The organism is Thioalkalivibrio sp. ALE17 (genome assembly GCF_000425605.1).
In the GTDB taxonomy this organism is placed as follows: domain Bacteria; phylum Pseudomonadota; class Gammaproteobacteria; order Ectothiorhodospirales; family Ectothiorhodospiraceae; genus Thioalkalivibrio.
Genome location: NZ_AUDT01000003.1, coordinates 259068 through 276460, shown reverse-complemented (window position 1 = coordinate 276460; position 17393 = coordinate 259068). Strand labels below are relative to the sequence as shown.

The window sequence follows — 17393 nt, the reverse complement described above, 5'->3', positions numbered from 1 at the left end:
GCAAGCCCAGGCAGCGGCGATCGTCGTCCTGCGCGCACAGGCCCGATATGACTCGAAGCGATCAACACGACCGATTCCTGCCCAAGGACAAGGAACTGCGCGCCCGCGTGCGGCTGTTCGGGGAACTCCTGGGCAACGTGATCCACAAGCTGGAAGGCCAGGCGGTATTCGACGCGGTCGAAAAGCTGCGCCGCGGCTTTGTCAGCCTGCGCAAGAACGAGGACCCGGACCTGCGCCGCCAGCTGATGGCGGACATCACCCACTTCGACGCCGCGCTCACCGAGCGCGTGATCCGCGCCTTCAGCATCTACTTCAGCCTGGTCAACATTGCCGAGGAAGACCTGTTCTACCGCTGGCGCCGGGCCCAGGTCTCCAGCGGCGAACCGCTGTGGACCGGCTCCTTCGACCAGACCCTGCGCCAGCTGCATGACGAGGGGGTCACCGCCGAGGAGCTGGAACGGCTGCTCAGCGAACTGCACTACCAGCCGGTCTTCACCGCCCACCCCACCGAGGCCCGTCGCCGGACCACGATGGAGAACCAGCGCCGCGTGTTCGAGACCGCCGACCGGCTGAACCAGCCCGGTCTGGGCGAGGAGGAACGCCGCCTGATCACCGAGGAACTGGAAACCCAGATCCAGATCCTCTGGCGCACCAACGAGGTGCGGGTGAAGAAGCCGCAGGTCCAGGACGAGATCAAGTACGGTCTGTTCTACTTCGAGGAGAGCCTGTTCGAGGCCATCCCGCAGTCCTACCGCTTCCTGGAAAAGGCCATCCGCCGCATCTACGGCGTCCACCCGGACGGCAGCCTGCCGGTGCGGATCCCGGCCTTCCTGCACTTCGGTTCCTGGATCGGCGGGGACCGCGACGGCAACCCGAACGTGACCCCCGAGGTCACCGAACTGTCCTGTCGCCTGGCGATGGAGCAGGTCCTGCGCGAATACATCAAGCGGGTCAACCACCTGCGCAACGTGCTGACCCACTCGTCGTTCATGTGCCAGCCGTCGCAGGCCTTCCTCGACAGCCTGGACTCCGACGCCAACATCGCGAACGCGGTGTTCCAGGGGGCCTCCGACCGCTTCGAGAGCGAGCCCTACCGGCGCAAGCTCTACATCATGCGGTATCGCCTGCGCGAAACCCTGGACACCGTGGTCCGGCGGGTACACGGCGAGGCCGCGGTGCTGCCGACCAACAGCGCCTATGCCGACGCCCAGGCCTTCCTGAGCGACCTGAAGCTGATCCGCGACTCGCTGATCAGCCACGGCGACCGCAATATCGCCAGCGGCGCGCTGACCGATCTGATCCGCCTGGTCGAGACCTTCGGCTTCCACCTGCACCACCTGGACGTGCGCCAGGAATCCACCGTGCATACCGACGCGATCGCCGAGATCCTCGGCCAGCTGGCCCCGGACACCGATTACGCCGCCCTGGACGAGACCGGCCGCCAGCAGGCCCTGAGCGACCTGATCGCCGCCGAACAGCTGCCGGAACTGGACCGCGACGCCCTGGGCGAAGGCACCCGCGAAACCCTGCGCGTGTTCGAGGTCATCCAGGGCATGCGCCGCGAGGTCGGCCCGGATGGCATCGGGACCTACGTGATCTCCATGACCCACGCGGCCTCGCATGTGCTGGAGGTCCTTCTGCTGGGGCGCCTGGCCGGCCTGGCCGGAGACGACGAAGACGGCAACCCCTTCTGCCACCTGCGCATCTCGCCGCTGTTCGAGACCATCGAGGACCTCCTGCATGTCGAGGACGTCCTCGAGGGCCTGCTGTCCAACCCGGTCTACGCCCGCCTGCTGGCCGCCTCCGGCAACATCCAGGACGTGATGCTCGGCTATTCGGATTCCTGCAAGGACGGCGGCATCCTCGCCTCCAGCTGGAACCTCTACGAGGCGCAGAAGAAGATCGTCGGCATCACCGACCGCTTTGGCGTGCGCTGCCAGCTGTTCCATGGCCGCGGCGGCACCGTCGGCCGCGGCGGCGGCCCGACCCATGAGTCCATCCTCGCCCAGCCCCCGGCCACCGTGCAGGGGCGCATCAAGTTCACCGAACAGGGCGAGGTACTGTCGTACAAGTACTCCAACGTGGAGACCGCGGTCTATGAGCTGGGCATGGGCGCCACCGGTGTCATGCTCGCCTCGCGCAGCCTGATCCGGCCACCGCGCCAGGACCGCGACGACTACCGCGCCACCATGCAGGATCTCGCGCAATGCGGCGAGGATGCCTATCGCGAGCTGATCGACCGCACCGACGGCGTGCTCGACTACTTCTACGAGATCACCCCGGTGCAGGAGATCGGCTTCCTGAACATCGGCTCGCGCCCCTCGCACCGGCGCAAGACCGATCGCTCCAAGAGCTCGATCCGGGCGATCCCCTGGGTCTTCGGCTGGGCCCAGGCGCGCCACACCCTGCCCGCCTGGTACGGCATCGGCACCGCGCTGGAGCGCTGGCGTGGCGACGATCCCGAGCGCCTGGCCCAGCTCCAGCGCATGTACCAGGAGTGGCCGTTCTTCCGCTCGCTGCTGTCCAACTGCCAGATGGCGCTGACCAAGGCCGACATGCGCACCGCGGCGGAATACGCCCGCCTGTGCAGCGATCCGGAACTGGCCGAGCGCATCTACGCCCGCGTGCGCGATGAACACAGCCGCACCGTGACCGAGGTGCTGCGGGTCGCGCAGCTGGACGCCCTGATGGACGAGACCCCGCTGCTGGCGCGCTCCCTGCAGCGGCGCAATCCGTACCTGGACCCGCTCAACAGCATCCAGATCCACCTGCTGCGCGAATCCCGCCAGTTCGACGCCGAGGCCGACGACGACGCCGACAACCCGTGGCTCTCGCCCCTGCTGCGCTCGATCAACGCCATCGCCGCCGGCATGCGCAACACCGGCTGACCCTTACGGGAGCGCGAGCTGGCCGGTCCGATGGTCCGCGACCATCATCGCGTCAGGGAAACGCTGATCAATGTGCACATTGACCAGCGTTTCCCCTAGAATCCGGTCATGCGCCTGCTGCTCCTGATCGTTGCCATCGTCGCCGTGTTCCTCGCGGTGCGCACCCTGGTGCGCTCCAGCAGCAACCGCAAGCAGGTCTCCCGCGGGGAACGCCCCGAACGCCTCAAGGAAGGTGGCGCGGTGATCCGCTGCGCCTTCTGCGGCGTGCACGTTCCGGAGGCCGAGGCCTACCGCGACGGGGACCGCCTGTACTGCTCGCGCCAGCACGCCGAGGTCGACCGCAGCCGCTCGGACGCCGGCACCCACAGCGAAGACGACTGATCCCCGCGCGCATGGACGGCCAGAACGGGGCGCACACGCCGATCGACGCCGACACCCGACGCTCCGCCTGGCTGTTCGCGCTCTACCGGGTCTTTGTCGCAGCGGTTCTGCTGCTGCTGGGACTGTTCCCGGATACCCCGCTGGGACTGCATGCGGTCGCCCCCCAGTTCTACGCGGTGATCGCCACGGCCTACCTCGCCTTCGCGCTGGCCGCGGCCGGCTTCGCCTGGCGTTGCACCCACAACCCGAACACCACCAGCCTCAGCCGCATCGCCCTGATCGGGGGCGCCGGGGACGGCATCGGCCTGATCGGGCTGCTGCTCGTCTCCGGTGGGGTCGGCACCGGGATCGGCCTCCTGCTGGTCCCCGCCCTGGTCGCCACGGTACTACTATCCAGCGCGCGCTTCGCGCTGAGTCTGGCGGCCATCGCCACCCTGGCGCTGCTGCTGGCCGAGACGGTCAGCGCCCTGCTCCTCCATCCTGGCGAGAGCGCCATCACCCAGGCCGGGCTGCTGGGCGCCACCCTGTTCGCGGCCGGCCTGCTGGCGCGCCACTTCGCCCGCCGGGCCGGCGAGACGCGCGCCCAGGTGGAACGCCAGGAGGCCGACCTGGCGAATCTGGCCGAGCTGAATGCCCAGATCATCGCGCGCATGAGCGCCGGGGTCATCGCGGTGGACCCGGAGGGCTACATCCGCTCCATCAACGAGGCCGCCCGCCGCCTGCTGCCGCCACGGCCGGGGCGCCACCTGTCGTCGCTGTCGCCCTCGGTGGCCCGCGTCATCCGCGAGTGGCAGCGCAGCGGCAGGCCCAACACCAGCCAGCAGTTGCCGGGCGATCGCGATCAGCCGGCCCTGCGCATCCGCCTGGCCCCGCTGGGCGACCGGGGCGACCAGGGCACGCTACTGATCCTGGAGGATGCCGCCGAGCTCCAGCGCCAGGCCCAGGCCAGCAAGCTTCAGGCCCTGGGCCGGCTGACCGCCAGCATCGCCCACGAGATCCGCAACCCGCTCGGTGCGATCAGCCACAGCGCTCAGCTGCTTGGCGAGTCACCGGACCTCGCGCCTCACGACCAGCGCCTGCTCGACATCATCAACAACCAGAGCAAGCGCGTGAACGAACTGATCTCCAATGTCCTCAGCCTGTCACGCCGGGACACCGGCGAGCGCGAACGCCTGAACCTGCAGGAGACCCTGGACCGCTTTGCCGAGGAGTTCTGCGGGGCCCTGCAACTGCCCCGCTCCACCCTGCATGCCCGGGTGGAACCGGGCGACTCCGAAATCCAGTTCGATCGCTCGCAGCTCAACCAGATCCTGTGGAACCTGTGCACCAACGCACGCATCCACGGCGGTCACGACGAACCCGACAGTCCGCCCATCGTGTTGCGCGGGGGCGCCGGCCAGGTCGCCCGCGTGGTCAGCCTGGATGTCATCGATGCCGGCCCCGGGATCTCCACGGAACAGGAAAAGGACCTGTTCGAACCGTTCGTCTCCGGTCGCAGCGGCGGAACCGGGCTCGGCCTGTACATCTCGCGCATGCTGTGCGAAAACAACGGGGCCTCGCTGGAGTACATCCGGACGCCCACCGGCGGCTGCTTCCGGATCCTGTTCGCTCCCCTGGAAGACGAATCGCCAAAGGAACAAGGCGCATGAGTATCCGTCACGTGCTGGTCGTGGACGACGAGCCCGACATCTGCGAACTGCTCGAGATCACCCTGGCACGCATGGGCCTGGAAGCGACCACGGCCACCCGCCTGGAACCCGCCCGCGCCCTGCTCGCCGAACGCGACTTCGACCTCTGCCTGACCGACATGCGCCTGCCCGATGGCGACGGCCTCGAGCTGGTCCGCCACATCCAGTGCGAACGCCCGCAATTGCCGGTGGCCGTGATCACCGCCCACGGCAGCGTGGACACGGCGGTGCAGGCACTGAAACTGGGGGCCTTCGACTTCGTCAGCAAGCCGGTGGACCTGAAACAGCTACGCGAACTGATCGATGCCGCGCTGCGCCTGGAGACCCGTGGCCCCGGGCCGGAAGAAGGGCCCGATGACGCGACCACGCCGGCCCGCCCCGACGACAGTCCCCTGCTGGGCCATTCCGAACCCATGCAGCGCCTGCGAGCCACCATCCACAAGCTGGCCCGCAGCCAGGCGCCGGTGTTCATCTCCGGCGAATCCGGCTCCGGCAAGGAACTGGTCGCGCGCGAGATCCATCGCCTCGGGCCGCGCGCCGAGCGGCCGTTCGTCCCGGTCAACTGCGGCGCCATCCCCGGCGAGCTGATGGAGAGCGAGTTCTTCGGCCACCGCAAGGGCGCCTTTACCGGGGCAACCCAGGACCACACCGGCCTGTTCCAGTCCGCCGACGGCGGCACGCTGTTCCTCGACGAGGTTGCCGACCTGCCACTGCCGATGCAGGTCAAGCTGCTGCGCGCCATCCAGGAGCGAGCGATCAAGCCGGTCGGCGGCACCCGCGAGATCCCGGTGGACGTGCGCATCCTCAGCGCCACCCATCACGACCTCGAGAAGGCCGTACGCGAAGGGCGCTTTCGCCAGGACCTCTACTACCGACTGAACGTGATCGAGCTGAAGGTCCCCCCACTGCGCAACCGCCGCGGGGACATCGAGCGCCTGGCCGCGCGTATCCTGCGGCGCATCAGCGAGCAGTGGGAGACCGGCGATATGGAACTGGCCCCCGATGCCCTAGCGGCCCTGCAGGGGCACGGCTTCCCGGGCAACGTCCGCGAACTGGAGAACATCCTGGAGCGCGCCGCCACCCTGTGCGAGGGTCGGCTGATCCACGCCGACAACATCGACCTTCCCGCCACTGGCCTGGGCACCGAACCCGTCATGGACCGCGCCCCGGACAGCCCGCCTGACCCCGACCACAGCGCCCGCAACGAGGCCGACCGCGCACTGGACGACCAGCTCGCCGCGCAGGAGCGCCAGGCCATCGCCACCGCACTGCAACAGACCGGCGGCAACCGTACAGCCGCCGCGCGCCTGCTCGGCCTCAGCTTCCGCCAGCTGCGCTACCGCCTGAAGAAACTCGGTATCGAGTAACGGTCCCTCGACCAGTCCGCCGCTACAGCAGATCCGCCCACTCGGTCAGGGCAAACCAGATCACGTAGCCGCCGTAGAGGATCAGAAAGATGATGCTGAGCACCGTGATCGGCCGAAACCCCTTCACGTCCACCTGGTAGGACACATCCTCCCCCTGCGCGCGGCGGCGGCGCACATCCATCCAGCGCGACACCCGCCACCAGACAAACAGCAGGATCAGGATCACGGTCAGGAACTTCAGCATCGCGGTTCGCTTCCTCGTCGGACAGCACTGAACGCGACACTACCCGAGAACGCCACCCTCCGCATTCTCTGATGACGGCCGCGCCTTTGCCCCGCAACCCTGGCGGGCAGAACGCTTGTGGGAGCCTGCTTGCAGGCGAAGCCCCCGCCAAACCCGGGCCTGCTACCCACGCCGCTTCGTATGCCGCGTGGCCGGCGCATTCCACGGATCCTCCGGCCAGGGGTGCTTCGGATAGCGCCCCTTCAGCTCGCGGCGCACCTCCGGATAGCCGTTCTCCCAGAAGCTGGCGAGATCCTGGGTGACCTGCACCGGACGCCGCGCCGGCGACAGCAGGTGCAGCACCAGCGCCACGCGGCCGCCCGCCACCCGGGGTGTCTCGTCCAGGCCGAACAGCTCCTGCAGCTTGACCGCCAGCACCGGCGGGTCCTGCGTGTAATCAATCCGGTGGGCGGAGCCGGAGGGGACCTCGATCCGCGCCGGTGCCTCCCGCTCCAGTTGCTGCTGGTGGTCCCAGTCCAGTCGCGCGCGCAGGATCGCCGCCAGATCCAGCCGCTCCAGGTCCCGACGCCGCGTGATCCCGGCCAGATACGGCCCCAGCCAGTCCTCGAGGGTCATCAGCAGCGCGTCGTCGCGCAGATCCGGAAAACCGGCCGCGGGCAGGGTCTCGTGCAGCAGCTGGATGCGCGCACGCAGCTGGGTCGCCGCGTCATCCCGGGGCAGCAGCGCAAGGCCCTCGCGGCGCAGCCGTTCGCACCAGCGCGGGATGGTGGCGGCGGGATCGTCCAGCACGACCATCTGCCGCTCCACCACCAGCGTGCCGATCCGCCGAACCCGCGCGTTTTCCAGCCGCGAGCCATCCTCCACCCAGTCGCAGCGCATCTCGCGGTGGAAGAGCTCCGGGGCCTCCTGCTCCAGTGCCGCCAGGTCCAGCATCACCGCACAGCGGATGCGGGCCTCGCGGTCGGCATCCGTGCAATCCACCGCGACCAGGTAGTCGGCATGCGCCAGACGCTCACGCTCCGGCAGCCACGCGCCGCGGCCGTTCCCCATCACGAAGCGCCCGGCCACCTCGCCGCGGCGACGCGCGATACGCTCCGGCCAGGCCAGCGCCGCCAGCACGCCCAGCGCCGTGCTTTCGTCCAGTGCCGCCTCCGTACCCGCGGGGCGCTCCCCGACTCGTGCCAGCGCCTGTTCCAGACGCCGCAGGCCGGATTGCCAGACCCGGCTACCCGAGCGCCGCGCGTGCTCCAGGCGCGCACCCAGCTCCAGCGGCGCCTCCGGCCCGGCCACACCCGGTTCTTCCACGGCCACCGCCAGTTCGCAGGCCAGGCGCGCAAGCCCCCGCTCCCGGCCCCGCAACAGCATGTGGGCCAGGCGCGGGTGCGTCGGCAGGCGCAGCAGGGCACGGCCGTGCCCGGTCATCCGCCCGTCGGCATCCACCGCACCCAGTTCCGCGAGTACGGCCTGCGCGGAGGCCAAGCCCTGCGCGGGCGGCGGCTCCAGCCAGTCGAGCTCGGCCACCGCCTCGCCCCAGCCGGCCAGTTCCAGGGCCAGCGGCAGCAGATCCACCTGCTGCATCCCCGGGGTCGCGTAGTCCGGGCGCGCGACCTCGTCGGCCCGCGACCACAGGCGGATCGCTACGCCGGGCTCGGTGCGACCGGCACGCCCGGCCCGCTGTTCTGCGGCGGCCTTCGAGGCCGGGAGCGTCACCAGCCGCGAGAGCCCGGTCGCCGCATCGAAGCGCGGCTCGCGGGAGAGCCCCGCGTCGATCACCACGCGCACGCCCTCGATGGTCAGGCTGGTCTCGGCGATGTCGGTCGCCAGCACCACCTTGCGCTCGCCCGCGGGCGCCGGGCGCACGGTCCGGGCCTGCTCCTGCGCCGGCAGCCGGCCGAACAGCGGCGCGATCTGCGCCGGGCCGGCAGGGGTATCCATCTCCTCGCCCAGCCGCGTGGCCACCTCGCGGATCTCGCGCTCGCCGGGCAGGAAGACCAGGATCGAGCCCGTCTCCGCCGCCAGCGCGTCCCGCACCGCCTGCGCCACGCCGTCGGCCAGCGGCGCATCCTTCGCCGTCGGGACATAACGGACCTCGACCGGAAACTGCCGCCCGCGCGCCCGCAGCACCGGCACGGCATCCGCCTCCGGGCCGGCCAGCAGCCGCGCCACGGCCTCGTCGTCGAGGGTCGCCGACATCACCACGATGCGCAGCTCCGGGCGCAGCAGCCGACGCACCTGCAGCGCAAAGGCCAGCGCCAGCTCGGCCTCAGGCCGGCGCAGGTGGAATTCGTCGAAGACCACGGTGCCAACCCCTTCCAGCAGCGGGTCGCCCTGGATGCGCCGCAGGAACAGGCCATCGGTGACCAGCTCCACCCGGGTGCGATCCGAGACCTTCTGCTCGTCGCGCACGCGGTAGCCGACCGTCTGCCCGGCCGCTTCACCGAGCTGCCCGGCCATGTAGGTCGCCGCCATGCGGGCGGCCAGCCGGCGCGGCTGCAGCACGATCACGCGATCCTCGGGGCTGGCGGCGGCCAGATGCAGCGGGACGCGGGTGGTCTTGCCGGCACCGGGTTCGGCCACCAGCACGGCGGCACCGCGCGTCTGCAGCGCGGCATCCAGGGGGGTTAGCAGATCTTCCAGCGCCCGGGCCTGCGGCGCCTCATTCAACTCTGTGGCCATCTACAGCGGTCAGTTCTCGGTAACCCGCGTGCCGGCCCGCACCCGGTCCCCCGGGCGGGTGACGACACGCTCGCCCGCCTCCAGGCCCTCGAGGATCTGTGTGGCGAAACCCGAGCGACGCCCCACCTCGACCCGGCGCGGCTCGGCACGACCGTCCTCGACCACGAACACCGACCACTCGCCGCGGTCGCGGAACAGCGCGCTGGTCGGAACCTGCAGCACGTCATCCCCTTCCCACAGCAGGAACTCGGCCTCCACGCGGTAGCCCACTGCCAGCCCGGCCATGCGTGCCTCCACCGCGTCGAGGTCGAGGATCACCGGCACGCGCTGCTCATCCACGCCCAGCGCGGAGATCCTGGTAAAGCCGAACGGCTGCACCCGGCGTACGGTGCCCTCCAGTTCGGCATCGCGGCCCCAGTCGGTCAGGCGCACGCGCATGCCCGGCACCACGCGCACCGCGTCCATGGACAGCAGATCCACCTGCACCTCGAGGTCGTCGAGATCGCCCACGACCAGCACCGGCTCGCCGGCCCCGATCGTGCCCTCGCAGCAGCGATAGCGCTCCAGCACCACCCCCGAGGCCGGCGAGCGCACGGACAGCGTCTCGGCCTCGGATTCCGGCATCTGGCCGCTGGCGATCTCCAGCACGATCCGGGCACCCTCGATCTCGCTGCGCGCGACCTCCACCGCGGACTCGCCGGCGCGCACCGCCGAGCGCGCGCGGTCGCGTGCGGTCTCCATACGCTCCACCTCGGTGGCCGAAACGGCCCCGCGCTCGAACAGCTCCTGGTGCCGGCGGTACTCGGATTCGGCGAAGCGCGCCTCGGCCCGCAGGTTCTCGAGATTCGCCTCGGCGCTTTGCAGGCGCGACCGCGCGGCCGCCAGGTTCTCGCGCGCCTGCTCGCGCGAGCGCACATCCAGCGCCGGGGTCGGCAGGGGCTCCATGCGGAACAATGTGTCGCCGAGTTCGACCGCGTCCCCCTCTTCCAGCTCGACGCGATGCAGGAAGCCGGCGATCGGCGCCGACACCGTAAAGGTGTCGCGCAGCCGCGTGCGCCCTTCCTCGCGCACGGTCTCTTCGAACGGGCCGGCCTCGACCGTGGTCAGCGACACCGGTACCGGCTGCGGGCGCAGCGCCCAGACCAGCGCGGCCACCCCCGCCAGCACGATCAGCCCAACCGTAATTCGCTTTTTCATCGCCATAGCGTCAGTCTCGCAAATCCCGCCATCCGGCGCTTCCCCATCACCCCGTGTGGCGCAGATCGCGCTGGACGCATATCGGTTATCACCTGACTTACCGTTCATCTCAACCGTTGTGAGGCTGGTCCTGGTTCGTCCTCCGGTGTTTACGGTGCCTTCGGTCCACATACTGCCTGGCGCTGACTCGCCAGCGCGCCCCGAGGTCCTTTCTTGCTTGCCCAAGAAAGGACCCAAAGAAGGGCACCCGGATTTCGCCCGGGAACCTCGCTCCGGACGCGCTGGGCCGGCGGCGCTGAACTCGCTGCGCCTCCGGCTCCGCTCAGACATCCAGCGCCTTCTCCCGGCCCATCACGCCCTCCGCGAGGGGCTCCATACGGGGGAGGAAGGTCAAAACAGGAGCTAGTCCAACATTCCTGTCTGACCCTATGCATTGCCGCCTGAAAGCCCCCGGCGCCCGCTGGCGGGCGCGGCACGCAACGGCCAAAGGCCGTGCGTGCCCAAGATGTCCGAAGACCCAGCCTTCACCTACTGGCAAGACCGTCGGGACCACCGTTGTCTTGACCTTGACCCCCCCGTTGTCGTCGCGCCGAGTGGAGAGGGTTTTCGCGGGATCAGAGGCGCTGGATGTCTGAGCGGAGCCGCAGGCGTAGCGAGTTCAGCGCCGCCCGCGAAAACCCTCGGAGCGAGGGAAACCCCGGCCCGCACAGCGGGCCGGGGTCGCGGCAGTCGGGCGTGTTTCTTGGTTACTTCTTTGCACGAGCAAAGAAGTAACTCGCGGCGCGCTGGCGAGTCAGCGCTCGGCAGGCAGCGGACCGGAACCACCGTAAACACCGGATGCCGAACCAGGGCCAGCCACAAAGAGGCGGGCAATAGCGACCGCTACTCCGCCGCCTTCAGGGCCTGCACGCGGTCAAGCTGCTGCAGGCGCCGCCAGGCAAGGAAGGCGGTCAGACTGGCCGCGACCAGGATGCCGAGGGCGGCGAAACCGTAGGCCTGCGGCGTGATCACCAGCGGCACACGGAACAGATCCATCGCAAACGCCTGGTTCAGCAGCCAGGCGAAGCCCGTGCCGGTCAGCCAGGCGACCGGGATCGCGGCGAGGGTCAGCACCGCGATCTCGCCGAGCAGGATCCAGCTGACCTGGCCGCGCGAGTAGCCCAGCACCTCCAGCGTGGCCAGATCCCGGGCGCGTTCGGCATAGGTGATGCGCGCGTTGTTGTAGGTCACGGCAAAGGCGATGGACACGGCCAGGGCGACGAATACCATTGCGAACACGATAATCGTCTCGCCGATGTATTGGCGGATGTTGCGCTCGGCCTCCGCGATCAGGCCGACACTGGCGACCCGGGGGCGGTCGGACAGGCTGCGGAACAGCGCCTCCTCCTGTGCGCGGTCGGTCAGCAGCCAGGCACCGGAGACCGCAGGGCCCTCGCCGATCAGGCGGTTCAGCGCCGGGCGGTGCATATAGGCGCCGACACCGATGGGCTCCTCCACCACGCCGGCCAGCGGCACCGTGACCGTGCGGCGACGGCCTTCCAGGATCTCTACCTCCACCGGGTCGACCACGCGCAGCCCGAGCTGTTCGGCCAGGTAGTCGGTCAGCAGGATGCCCTCCTCCGGCAGTCGGCCACGCCCGCCACCCATCGGCAGTTGCCGCAGGCGCGGTTCGGCGTCCAGCCCCAGCAGGCGCACGCGCTCCTCGCGGTTCACGCCGACCAGCCGCACCGGCACCGCCCGGAAGGTCTCCACCGCCAGCACGCCCGGCTCGTGGCGCAGCTCGCCGGCCGCGCGCGCCGGCACGGGATCGGTGAACTGCAGGTCGATGTCCATCTGCAGGACCTGCCCGTACTGCGTGTCCAGCATCTGGCTCACCGCGTTCAGCTGATAGGCGCCCATCAGCAGCAGACCGCCGGACAGGCCGATGCCGATCACCGACAGCACGGACTTGAGCCGGTGGCGCGCGAGGTTGCGCAGGATGATCCGGGTCGGCTGGTCGAACGCGCCCCAGGCCGCCGAGCGCTCCAGCCAGCCGCGGTGAAAACGCTCCGGGGCCGGCGGGCGCATGGCCTCGGCCGGTTGCATGCGCACCGCCTGCCAGACCGCGCGGAAGGTGCCGAGCATGGCCGCGCCCATGGCCACGCCCACGGCCAGCACCATCACCCAGCCCTGCAGGCGAAAGCTCATCTCCGGGAAGCGGAAGTACTCCGCGTAGATGCCGGCCAGTCCCTGTGCCGCCCAGGCCCCGAACGCGAGCCCCAGCGCGCAGCCCACCAGCACGATGCCGCCGGTCAGCAGGGCATAGTGCCCGGCGATGACGCCATTGCCATAGCCGAAGGCCTTGAGCACGGCGATCGGCTCGCGCTGGGAGCGGATGATGCGGCCGACGACAACATTCAGCAGGAAGGCCGCGACAGCCAGGAAGATGGTCGGCAGGATCGCCGCCTGCGCCCGCAGCTGGGTCAGCTCCTCGGACAGAAAGCGATGCGAGAACTGGTCGTCGCGGCCATAGGCCCCCATGCCGCCGTAGCGCGCCAGTTCCCGGTCCATTGCCTCGATCACGGGGGCCGGATCCGCGCCTGCCTCCAGGCTCACGGCCACCGAGTTGAACGCCCCCTCCATCCCGTAGGCGGCGGCCAGCGCGCGGCGGTTCATCCACAGGATGCCGTAGCGCTCGTAGTCCGGCAGCAGGTCGGTGGGGCTGATCTGATAGACAAACTCCGGCGACAGCGCGATGCCGCTGATCTGCAGATCGGTCAGGCGCCCGTCGATAATCGCGCGCAGGGAGTCGCCGGCCCGCAGCTCGTGGGCCTCCGCGAAGGCCTCGCTGACGACCGCCTCGCGCTCGCGACCGGCCTCCGGCAGCCGCCCCTCGCGCAGGTAGAGCCGGTTCAGCAGTGGCTCGCCTCCGTCGGGTATGGAGAGCACGGTGCCCCGGATGGGATCGTCAAAATCGGCGACCTCCAGGCGCACCGGGGCCCGCACCCGGGTCTCGATCTGGTTGATCCCCGGCGTATCCCGAAAGCGTTCCACCGCGCTCTCCGGCGCGCGCTTGATCTCCGCGAACACGTCGGCGAACTGGTATTCCGAGTAGAAGCGGTCCTTGGTGATCGTGAGAGCATCGAGGCTGGTCACGGCGATCACCAGCGTCATCACGCCGCTGGCGATCACCAGCGCGATCGCCGCCGCCTGTCCCTTCAGGTGACCGAGATCACGCAGGATCTTGCGGTTCAGGGCGCGCATGGTCGGCCGCGGTCGCTACCAGTGGAGCTCGGCCGGGGACTGGCGCGTGGCATTTTCGTGGATCTCGCTCACGCGCCCATCGCTCAGGTGGATCACCCGGTCCGCCATCTCGCCGATCACCGCGTTGTGGGTGATGATCGCCACCGTCGTGTCCAAGCGCTCGTTGATGTGCTGCAAGGCCTCCAGCACGCGGATGCCGGTCTTCGAGTCCAGCGCACCGGTCGGCTCGTCGCACAGCAGCACGGCCGGCTGCTTGGCGATCGCGCGGGCAATGGCCACCCGCTGCTGCTCGCCGCCGGAGAGCTGCGAGGGGAAGTGGTCCATGCGGTCCTCCAGCCCGACCAGCGCCAACGCCTCCTCCGGCGGCATGGGGTCGCGCGAGATCTCGGTGACGATCGCCACGTTCTCGCGCGCGGTCAGGCTGGCGATCAGGTTGTAGAACTGGAACACGAAGCCGACATGGTCACGGCGAAAGGCCGTCAGCGTGCGCTCGGAGGCCTGCGCCAGATCCTGGTCGCGGTAGCGCACCTCGCCCTCGGTCGCGGTATCCAGCCCGCCCATGATGTTCAGCAGCGTCGACTTGCCGGAGCCCGAGGCCCCCAGCATCACCACCAGCTCGCCGGTATACAGCTCCAGGTCCACCCCGCGCAGGGCGTGGATGGTCACCTCGCCCATGCGGTAGACCTTGGTCACCCCCGCCGCACGGAAGATCACCTCCCGTGTGGCCACGGGGGCCGGGGACGCGCTCATGCGGGGGCGGCCACCACGTGCGTGGTCGGCAGCGCCGAGGCGCCCGGCTCGGGCGCGCTTGGCAGGATGCCGCCCTCGCCGTCCAGGCTCATGGACCACAGGCTCAGCAGCAACAGCAGAATGATCAGGATCGGGATCAGTACGCGTGGTTTCATCGGACAGGCCCTCGCTCGCGGCAATAGTTCCATGCTGCCACAAAGCCTTCGGCGCGGCGTCGGAAAAACAGCGCCGCCGCCCCGGCCGGACCAGCGTCGGGGTTGCGTCCGGAGATCGCCACGTCGCCTTCGGCTCCTCGCGATGACGTTGCTTTGGCCCCCGCCATTGCGAGGAGCCGAAGGCAACGTGGCAATCGCTGAAATCGAGCACAAAGCCAGCGCGACCCCTGCTTCCATCCCCCCCGATTTGTTGTTTTGCGCCCAAATATTTACCCTATGCGCACCGTCCGGCCTGTTGCGGGCGCGCAGCGAACCCCGAAATCGCGCGCCGCCAGGCCGCTGTGCCGTCTTTTTCGGACGCCACGCCAACCCGTTTCAACAACGCAAGGAGTCAACATGTCCGCTCTGATCTGTGGGTCCATGGCCTACGACACCATCATGGTGTTCCCCGACCGCTTCAAGAACCACATCCTCCCGGACAAGGTGCACATGCTGAACGTGTCCTTCCTGGTCCCGGACATGCGTCGCGAGTTCGGCGGCTGCGCCGGCAACATCGCCTATAACATGAAGCTGCTGGGCGCGGACCCGACCGTGATGGCCACCGTGGGTGGCGACTTCGCCCCCTACGCCGACTGGATGGACAAGCACGGTATCTCGCGCAAGTTCGTGAAGGAGCTGCGGGACACCTACACCGGTCAGGCCTTCATCACCACCGACCAGGACGACAACCAGATCACCGCCTTCCACCCGGGCGCGATGGGCTTCTCGCACCAGCAGAAGGTGACCGACGCCGACGGCATCAAGGTCGGTATCGTCTCCCCGGACGGCCGTGACGGCATGATCGAGCACGCCCAGCAGTTCGCCGACGCCGGCATCCCGTTCATGTTCGACCCGGGCCAGGGTCTGCCGATGTTCGACGGCGACGACCTGAAGCGCTTCATGGAGAACGCCACCTATGCCGCGTTCAATGACTACGAGGCGCAGCTGACCGCCGATCGCACCGGCATGAGCATGGAGCAGCTGGCGGAGATGGTCGACGCGATGATCGTCACCCGTGGCGGCGACGGCTCCGACATCTACACCGGCGGCAAGAAGATCACCATCCCGTCGGTCGAGCCGGCCGCAATCAAGGACCCGACCGGCTGTGGCGACTCCTACCGCGCCGGCATCCTGTTCGGCCTGGAAAAGGGCTTTGATTGGGAGACCACCGGCCGCATCGCCTCGCTGATCGGCTCGATCAAGATCGCCCACTCCGGCACCCAGAACCACCACTTCACCGCCGACGAGTTCGCCGACAAGTTCGAAAAGGCCTTCGGCTACCGCTACTAAGCGACCTCACGCCGCCCCGGGCACCCGCCCGGGAACGCAAAAGGCCCGGTCCGAGTTCGCTCGGCCCGGGCTTTTTTGTGGACGACTTCAGCTCCCCTGCCCCCGTGGGAGCGTGCTTGCACGCGAATGCCCTTGCCCGCGCCCGACTCTGGCAGGGCTTCGCCGCCGAGCCGGCTCCCACAAGAAATTCCTACAAGGCTATTCGCCGTAATGCGTACGCGCCCGGATCACGATCACCAATAACTGCTCGTCCCGAATCGTGTACAGCAGACTGTCCTTGTAGCTGATCCTCAGGGAGTAGTATCCGCGCAGATCACCAACCAGCGCCTTGCCACAGTACGGGTCGACCGCCACCCGGTTGCGCAGGATCTGCTTCACCTTGTCACGCAGCTTCGGCGTCAGACGCCGCAAGTCCTTCTCGGCTTGACGGGTGAACCGAATAGTCCAGGTCACTGCTTCTCCCCGAACACCTCCTCGAATCCCAGCGTATCGCCCTCATCCGCCTCGCGGCGGCCCTGCTCGAATTCCTGCCGAAAGCCGGGTTCCGAGAGCAGTTCCAGGGTCTCGATCAGGCTGGCGTACTCGTCTTCCGACATCAGCACCGCATCGCCGTTGCGATGCCGGATGTGGTAGATCGCGTGCTGTTCGTTCACGCCCTTGATCAGGTCAAACAGACCCTTGCGGGCCTCGGTAGCGGTCAGCGTCGTCATCGCCAGTTACCCGAAACGTACATAAAGTGGTACATATCGTGCGCCCGCCGCCCCACCCGGTCAAGACCGAACCGTCACAAGCAGGATAGGGCCCCTGTGGGAGCGTGCTTGCACGCGAATGCCCCTGCCCGCGTCCGACTCTGGCAGGGGCTTCGCCGGCGAGCCGGCTCCCAGAAGACATTCCTACAAGGCCTCAGCCCCGCTGATAGGTACCCACCAGGCGATTCATGCCGATCACGTGGGGCTCGGCGTGTTCCAGGAACTGCCACAGGGTCAACCCCGGCGGTAGCTGCAGGTCGGCATCCAACGCCAGCAGCCAGAAGAAGTAGTGATGCTTGCCGTGGCCCTCGGGCGGCATCGGCCCGCCATAGCCGGTGCGACCAAAATCCGTCTGGCCCGTCGCGCCCAGATCGGTTGCCTCGGACAGGCCATCCAGATCCGGCGGCAGGTTATACAGCACCCAGTGCACAAAGCCATAAGTGCCCGGCTGGATCAGCGGCGCATCCGGGTCGTGGCAGATCACCGCCAGCGACTGGGTACCCTGCGGCACGCCGTGCCACTGCAGCGCCGGCGAGGTGTCCTCGCCCTCCCCGCTATGGCGTTTGGGGATCGGCTGGCCGGGGCCGAACGCGGAACTCGACAGCTGCATCTCGGACAGTGCAAAACCCATGACTGGCTCCTTTTGAGTAACCTGCCCGCACGGTAACGCCTACAGCCGCACCCCTCCAAGCCGTCACGCGACCATCTCCGCTTGCAGACCGGCGC

Annotated in this window: 14 protein-coding genes and 1 pseudogene; 5 read left to right on the top strand and 10 right to left on the bottom strand. The window is 68.9% G+C overall.

The features are described 5' to 3' along the window. The first annotated feature begins 47 nt into the window (after positions 1-47). The 4 genes from ppc (at position 48) to H609_RS0104575 (ending at position 6324) form a co-directional block, all read left to right on the top strand. Positions 48-2888, top strand: coding sequence for a phosphoenolpyruvate carboxylase (gene ppc / locus H609_RS0104590; protein WP_028484405.1), 2841 nt, complete (start codon positions 48-50; stop codon positions 2886-2888). Positions 2889-2996: 108 nt separating this feature from the next. Beyond that, positions 2997-3269 (top strand): PP0621 family protein, encoded by a 273-nt coding sequence (locus tag H609_RS0104585; RefSeq protein ID WP_028484404.1) that lies wholly within the window; start codon positions 2997-2999, stop codon positions 3267-3269. 11 nt (positions 3270-3280) lie between these two features. Next, the gene (locus H609_RS0104580) at positions 3281-4918 is read left to right on the top strand and encodes a PAS domain-containing sensor histidine kinase (RefSeq protein WP_018882833.1); all 1638 of its coding nucleotides are present in this window, start codon (positions 3281-3283) and stop codon (positions 4916-4918) included. Continuing rightward, on the top strand, positions 4915-6324 hold the full coding sequence (locus H609_RS0104575; protein WP_028484403.1) for a sigma-54 dependent transcriptional regulator: 1410 nt from the start codon (positions 4915-4917) through the stop codon (positions 6322-6324). Before H609_RS0104580 ends, H609_RS0104575 begins: the two co-directional genes overlap by 4 nt. A 22-nt stretch (positions 6325-6346) precedes the next feature. Here the strand turns inward: H609_RS0104575 and H609_RS0104570 are convergent, their stop codons facing one another. The 7 genes and pseudogenes from H609_RS0104570 to H609_RS14225 all read right to left on the bottom strand — a co-directional run bounded on the left by H609_RS0104570 (position 6347) and on the right by H609_RS14225 (position 14589). Next, positions 6347-6568: a hypothetical protein gene (locus tag H609_RS0104570; protein ID WP_018867901.1), complete on the bottom strand. Its 222-nt coding sequence runs from the start codon at positions 6566-6568 to the stop codon at positions 6347-6349. A gap of 162 nt (positions 6569-6730) precedes the next feature. Then, positions 6731-9244, bottom strand: a complete 2514-nt coding sequence (gene hrpB / locus H609_RS0104565) for an ATP-dependent helicase HrpB (protein WP_028484402.1) — start codon at positions 9242-9244, stop codon at positions 6731-6733. Between the two features lie 9 nt (positions 9245-9253). Beyond that, on the bottom strand, positions 9254-10447 hold the full coding sequence (locus H609_RS0104560; RefSeq protein ID WP_028484401.1) for an efflux RND transporter periplasmic adaptor subunit: 1194 nt from the start codon (positions 10445-10447) through the stop codon (positions 9254-9256). Positions 10448-10763: 316 nt separating this feature from the next. Next, a pseudogene (locus tag H609_RS14370) lies at positions 10764-10969 on the bottom strand (hypothetical protein). A 354-nt stretch (positions 10970-11323) separates the two neighbouring features. Continuing rightward, complete coding sequence (locus tag H609_RS0104555; protein ID WP_028484400.1) at positions 11324-13684, bottom strand: ABC transporter permease; 2361 nt, start codon at positions 13682-13684, stop codon at positions 11324-11326. Between the two features lie 15 nt (positions 13685-13699). Continuing rightward, positions 13700-14434: an ABC transporter ATP-binding protein gene (locus tag H609_RS0104550; protein WP_028484399.1), complete on the bottom strand. Its 735-nt coding sequence runs from the start codon at positions 14432-14434 to the stop codon at positions 13700-13702. Next, positions 14431-14589: a hypothetical protein gene (locus H609_RS14225; RefSeq protein ID WP_196800893.1), complete on the bottom strand. Its 159-nt coding sequence runs from the start codon at positions 14587-14589 to the stop codon at positions 14431-14433. Before H609_RS14225 ends, H609_RS0104550 begins: the two co-directional genes overlap by 4 nt. Positions 14590-14985: 396 nt before the next feature. Between H609_RS14225 and H609_RS0104540 the strand changes: the two genes are divergently transcribed. After that, on the top strand, positions 14986-15918 hold the full coding sequence (locus H609_RS0104540; RefSeq protein WP_018876421.1) for a carbohydrate kinase family protein: 933 nt from the start codon (positions 14986-14988) through the stop codon (positions 15916-15918). Positions 15919-16116: 198 nt separating this feature from the next. Here H609_RS0104540 and H609_RS0104535 read toward each other — a convergent pair whose 3' ends face one another. The 3 genes from H609_RS0104535 to H609_RS0104525 form a co-directional block, all read right to left on the bottom strand. Next, entirely contained in the window at positions 16117-16371 is a 255-nt protein-coding gene (locus H609_RS0104535; protein ID WP_019584007.1) for a type II toxin-antitoxin system mRNA interferase toxin, RelE/StbE family, read from the bottom strand. Then, the gene (locus tag H609_RS0104530) at positions 16368-16628 is read right to left on the bottom strand and encodes a type II toxin-antitoxin system Phd/YefM family antitoxin (RefSeq protein WP_018146344.1); all 261 of its coding nucleotides are present in this window, start codon (positions 16626-16628) and stop codon (positions 16368-16370) included. Before H609_RS0104530 ends, H609_RS0104535 begins: the two co-directional genes overlap by 4 nt. A gap of 193 nt (positions 16629-16821) precedes the next feature. Further along, the gene (locus tag H609_RS0104525) at positions 16822-17298 is read right to left on the bottom strand and encodes a YbhB/YbcL family Raf kinase inhibitor-like protein (RefSeq protein ID WP_018878052.1); all 477 of its coding nucleotides are present in this window, start codon (positions 17296-17298) and stop codon (positions 16822-16824) included. Positions 17299-17393: the final 95 nt, after the last annotated feature.

What these genes read in the sequence shown, in the direction of transcription:
- ppc (WP_028484405.1), top strand. Translation starts at nt 48, where the DNA reads ATGACTCGAAGCGATCAACACGACCGATTCCTGCCCAAGGACAAGGAA.
- H609_RS0104585 (WP_028484404.1), top strand. Translation starts at nt 2,997, where the DNA reads ATGCGCCTGCTGCTCCTGATCGTTGCCATCGTCGCCGTGTTCCTCGCG.
- H609_RS0104580 (WP_018882833.1), top strand. Translation starts at nt 3,281, where the DNA reads ATGGACGGCCAGAACGGGGCGCACACGCCGATCGACGCCGACACCCGA.
- H609_RS0104575 (WP_028484403.1), top strand. Translation starts at nt 4,915, where the DNA reads ATGAGTATCCGTCACGTGCTGGTCGTGGACGACGAGCCCGACATCTGC.
- H609_RS0104570 (WP_018867901.1), bottom strand. Translation starts at nt 6,568, where the DNA reads ATGCTGAAGTTCCTGACCGTGATCCTGATCCTGCTGTTTGTCTGGTGG.
- hrpB (WP_028484402.1), bottom strand. Translation starts at nt 9,244, where the DNA reads ATGGCCACAGAGTTGAATGAGGCGCCGCAGGCCCGGGCGCTGGAAGAT.
- H609_RS0104560 (WP_028484401.1), bottom strand. Translation starts at nt 10,447, where the DNA reads ATGGCGATGAAAAAGCGAATTACGGTTGGGCTGATCGTGCTGGCGGGG.
- H609_RS0104555 (WP_028484400.1), bottom strand. Translation starts at nt 13,684, where the DNA reads ATGCGCGCCCTGAACCGCAAGATCCTGCGTGATCTCGGTCACCTGAAG.
- H609_RS0104550 (WP_028484399.1), bottom strand. Translation starts at nt 14,434, where the DNA reads ATGAGCGCGTCCCCGGCCCCCGTGGCCACACGGGAGGTGATCTTCCGT.
- H609_RS14225 (WP_196800893.1), bottom strand. Translation starts at nt 14,589, where the DNA reads ATGAAACCACGCGTACTGATCCCGATCCTGATCATTCTGCTGTTGCTG.
- H609_RS0104540 (WP_018876421.1), top strand. Translation starts at nt 14,986, where the DNA reads ATGTCCGCTCTGATCTGTGGGTCCATGGCCTACGACACCATCATGGTG.
- H609_RS0104530 (WP_018146344.1), bottom strand. Translation starts at nt 16,628, where the DNA reads ATGACGACGCTGACCGCTACCGAGGCCCGCAAGGGTCTGTTTGACCTG.
- H609_RS0104525 (WP_018878052.1), bottom strand. Translation starts at nt 17,298, where the DNA reads ATGGGTTTTGCACTGTCCGAGATGCAGCTGTCGAGTTCCGCGTTCGGC.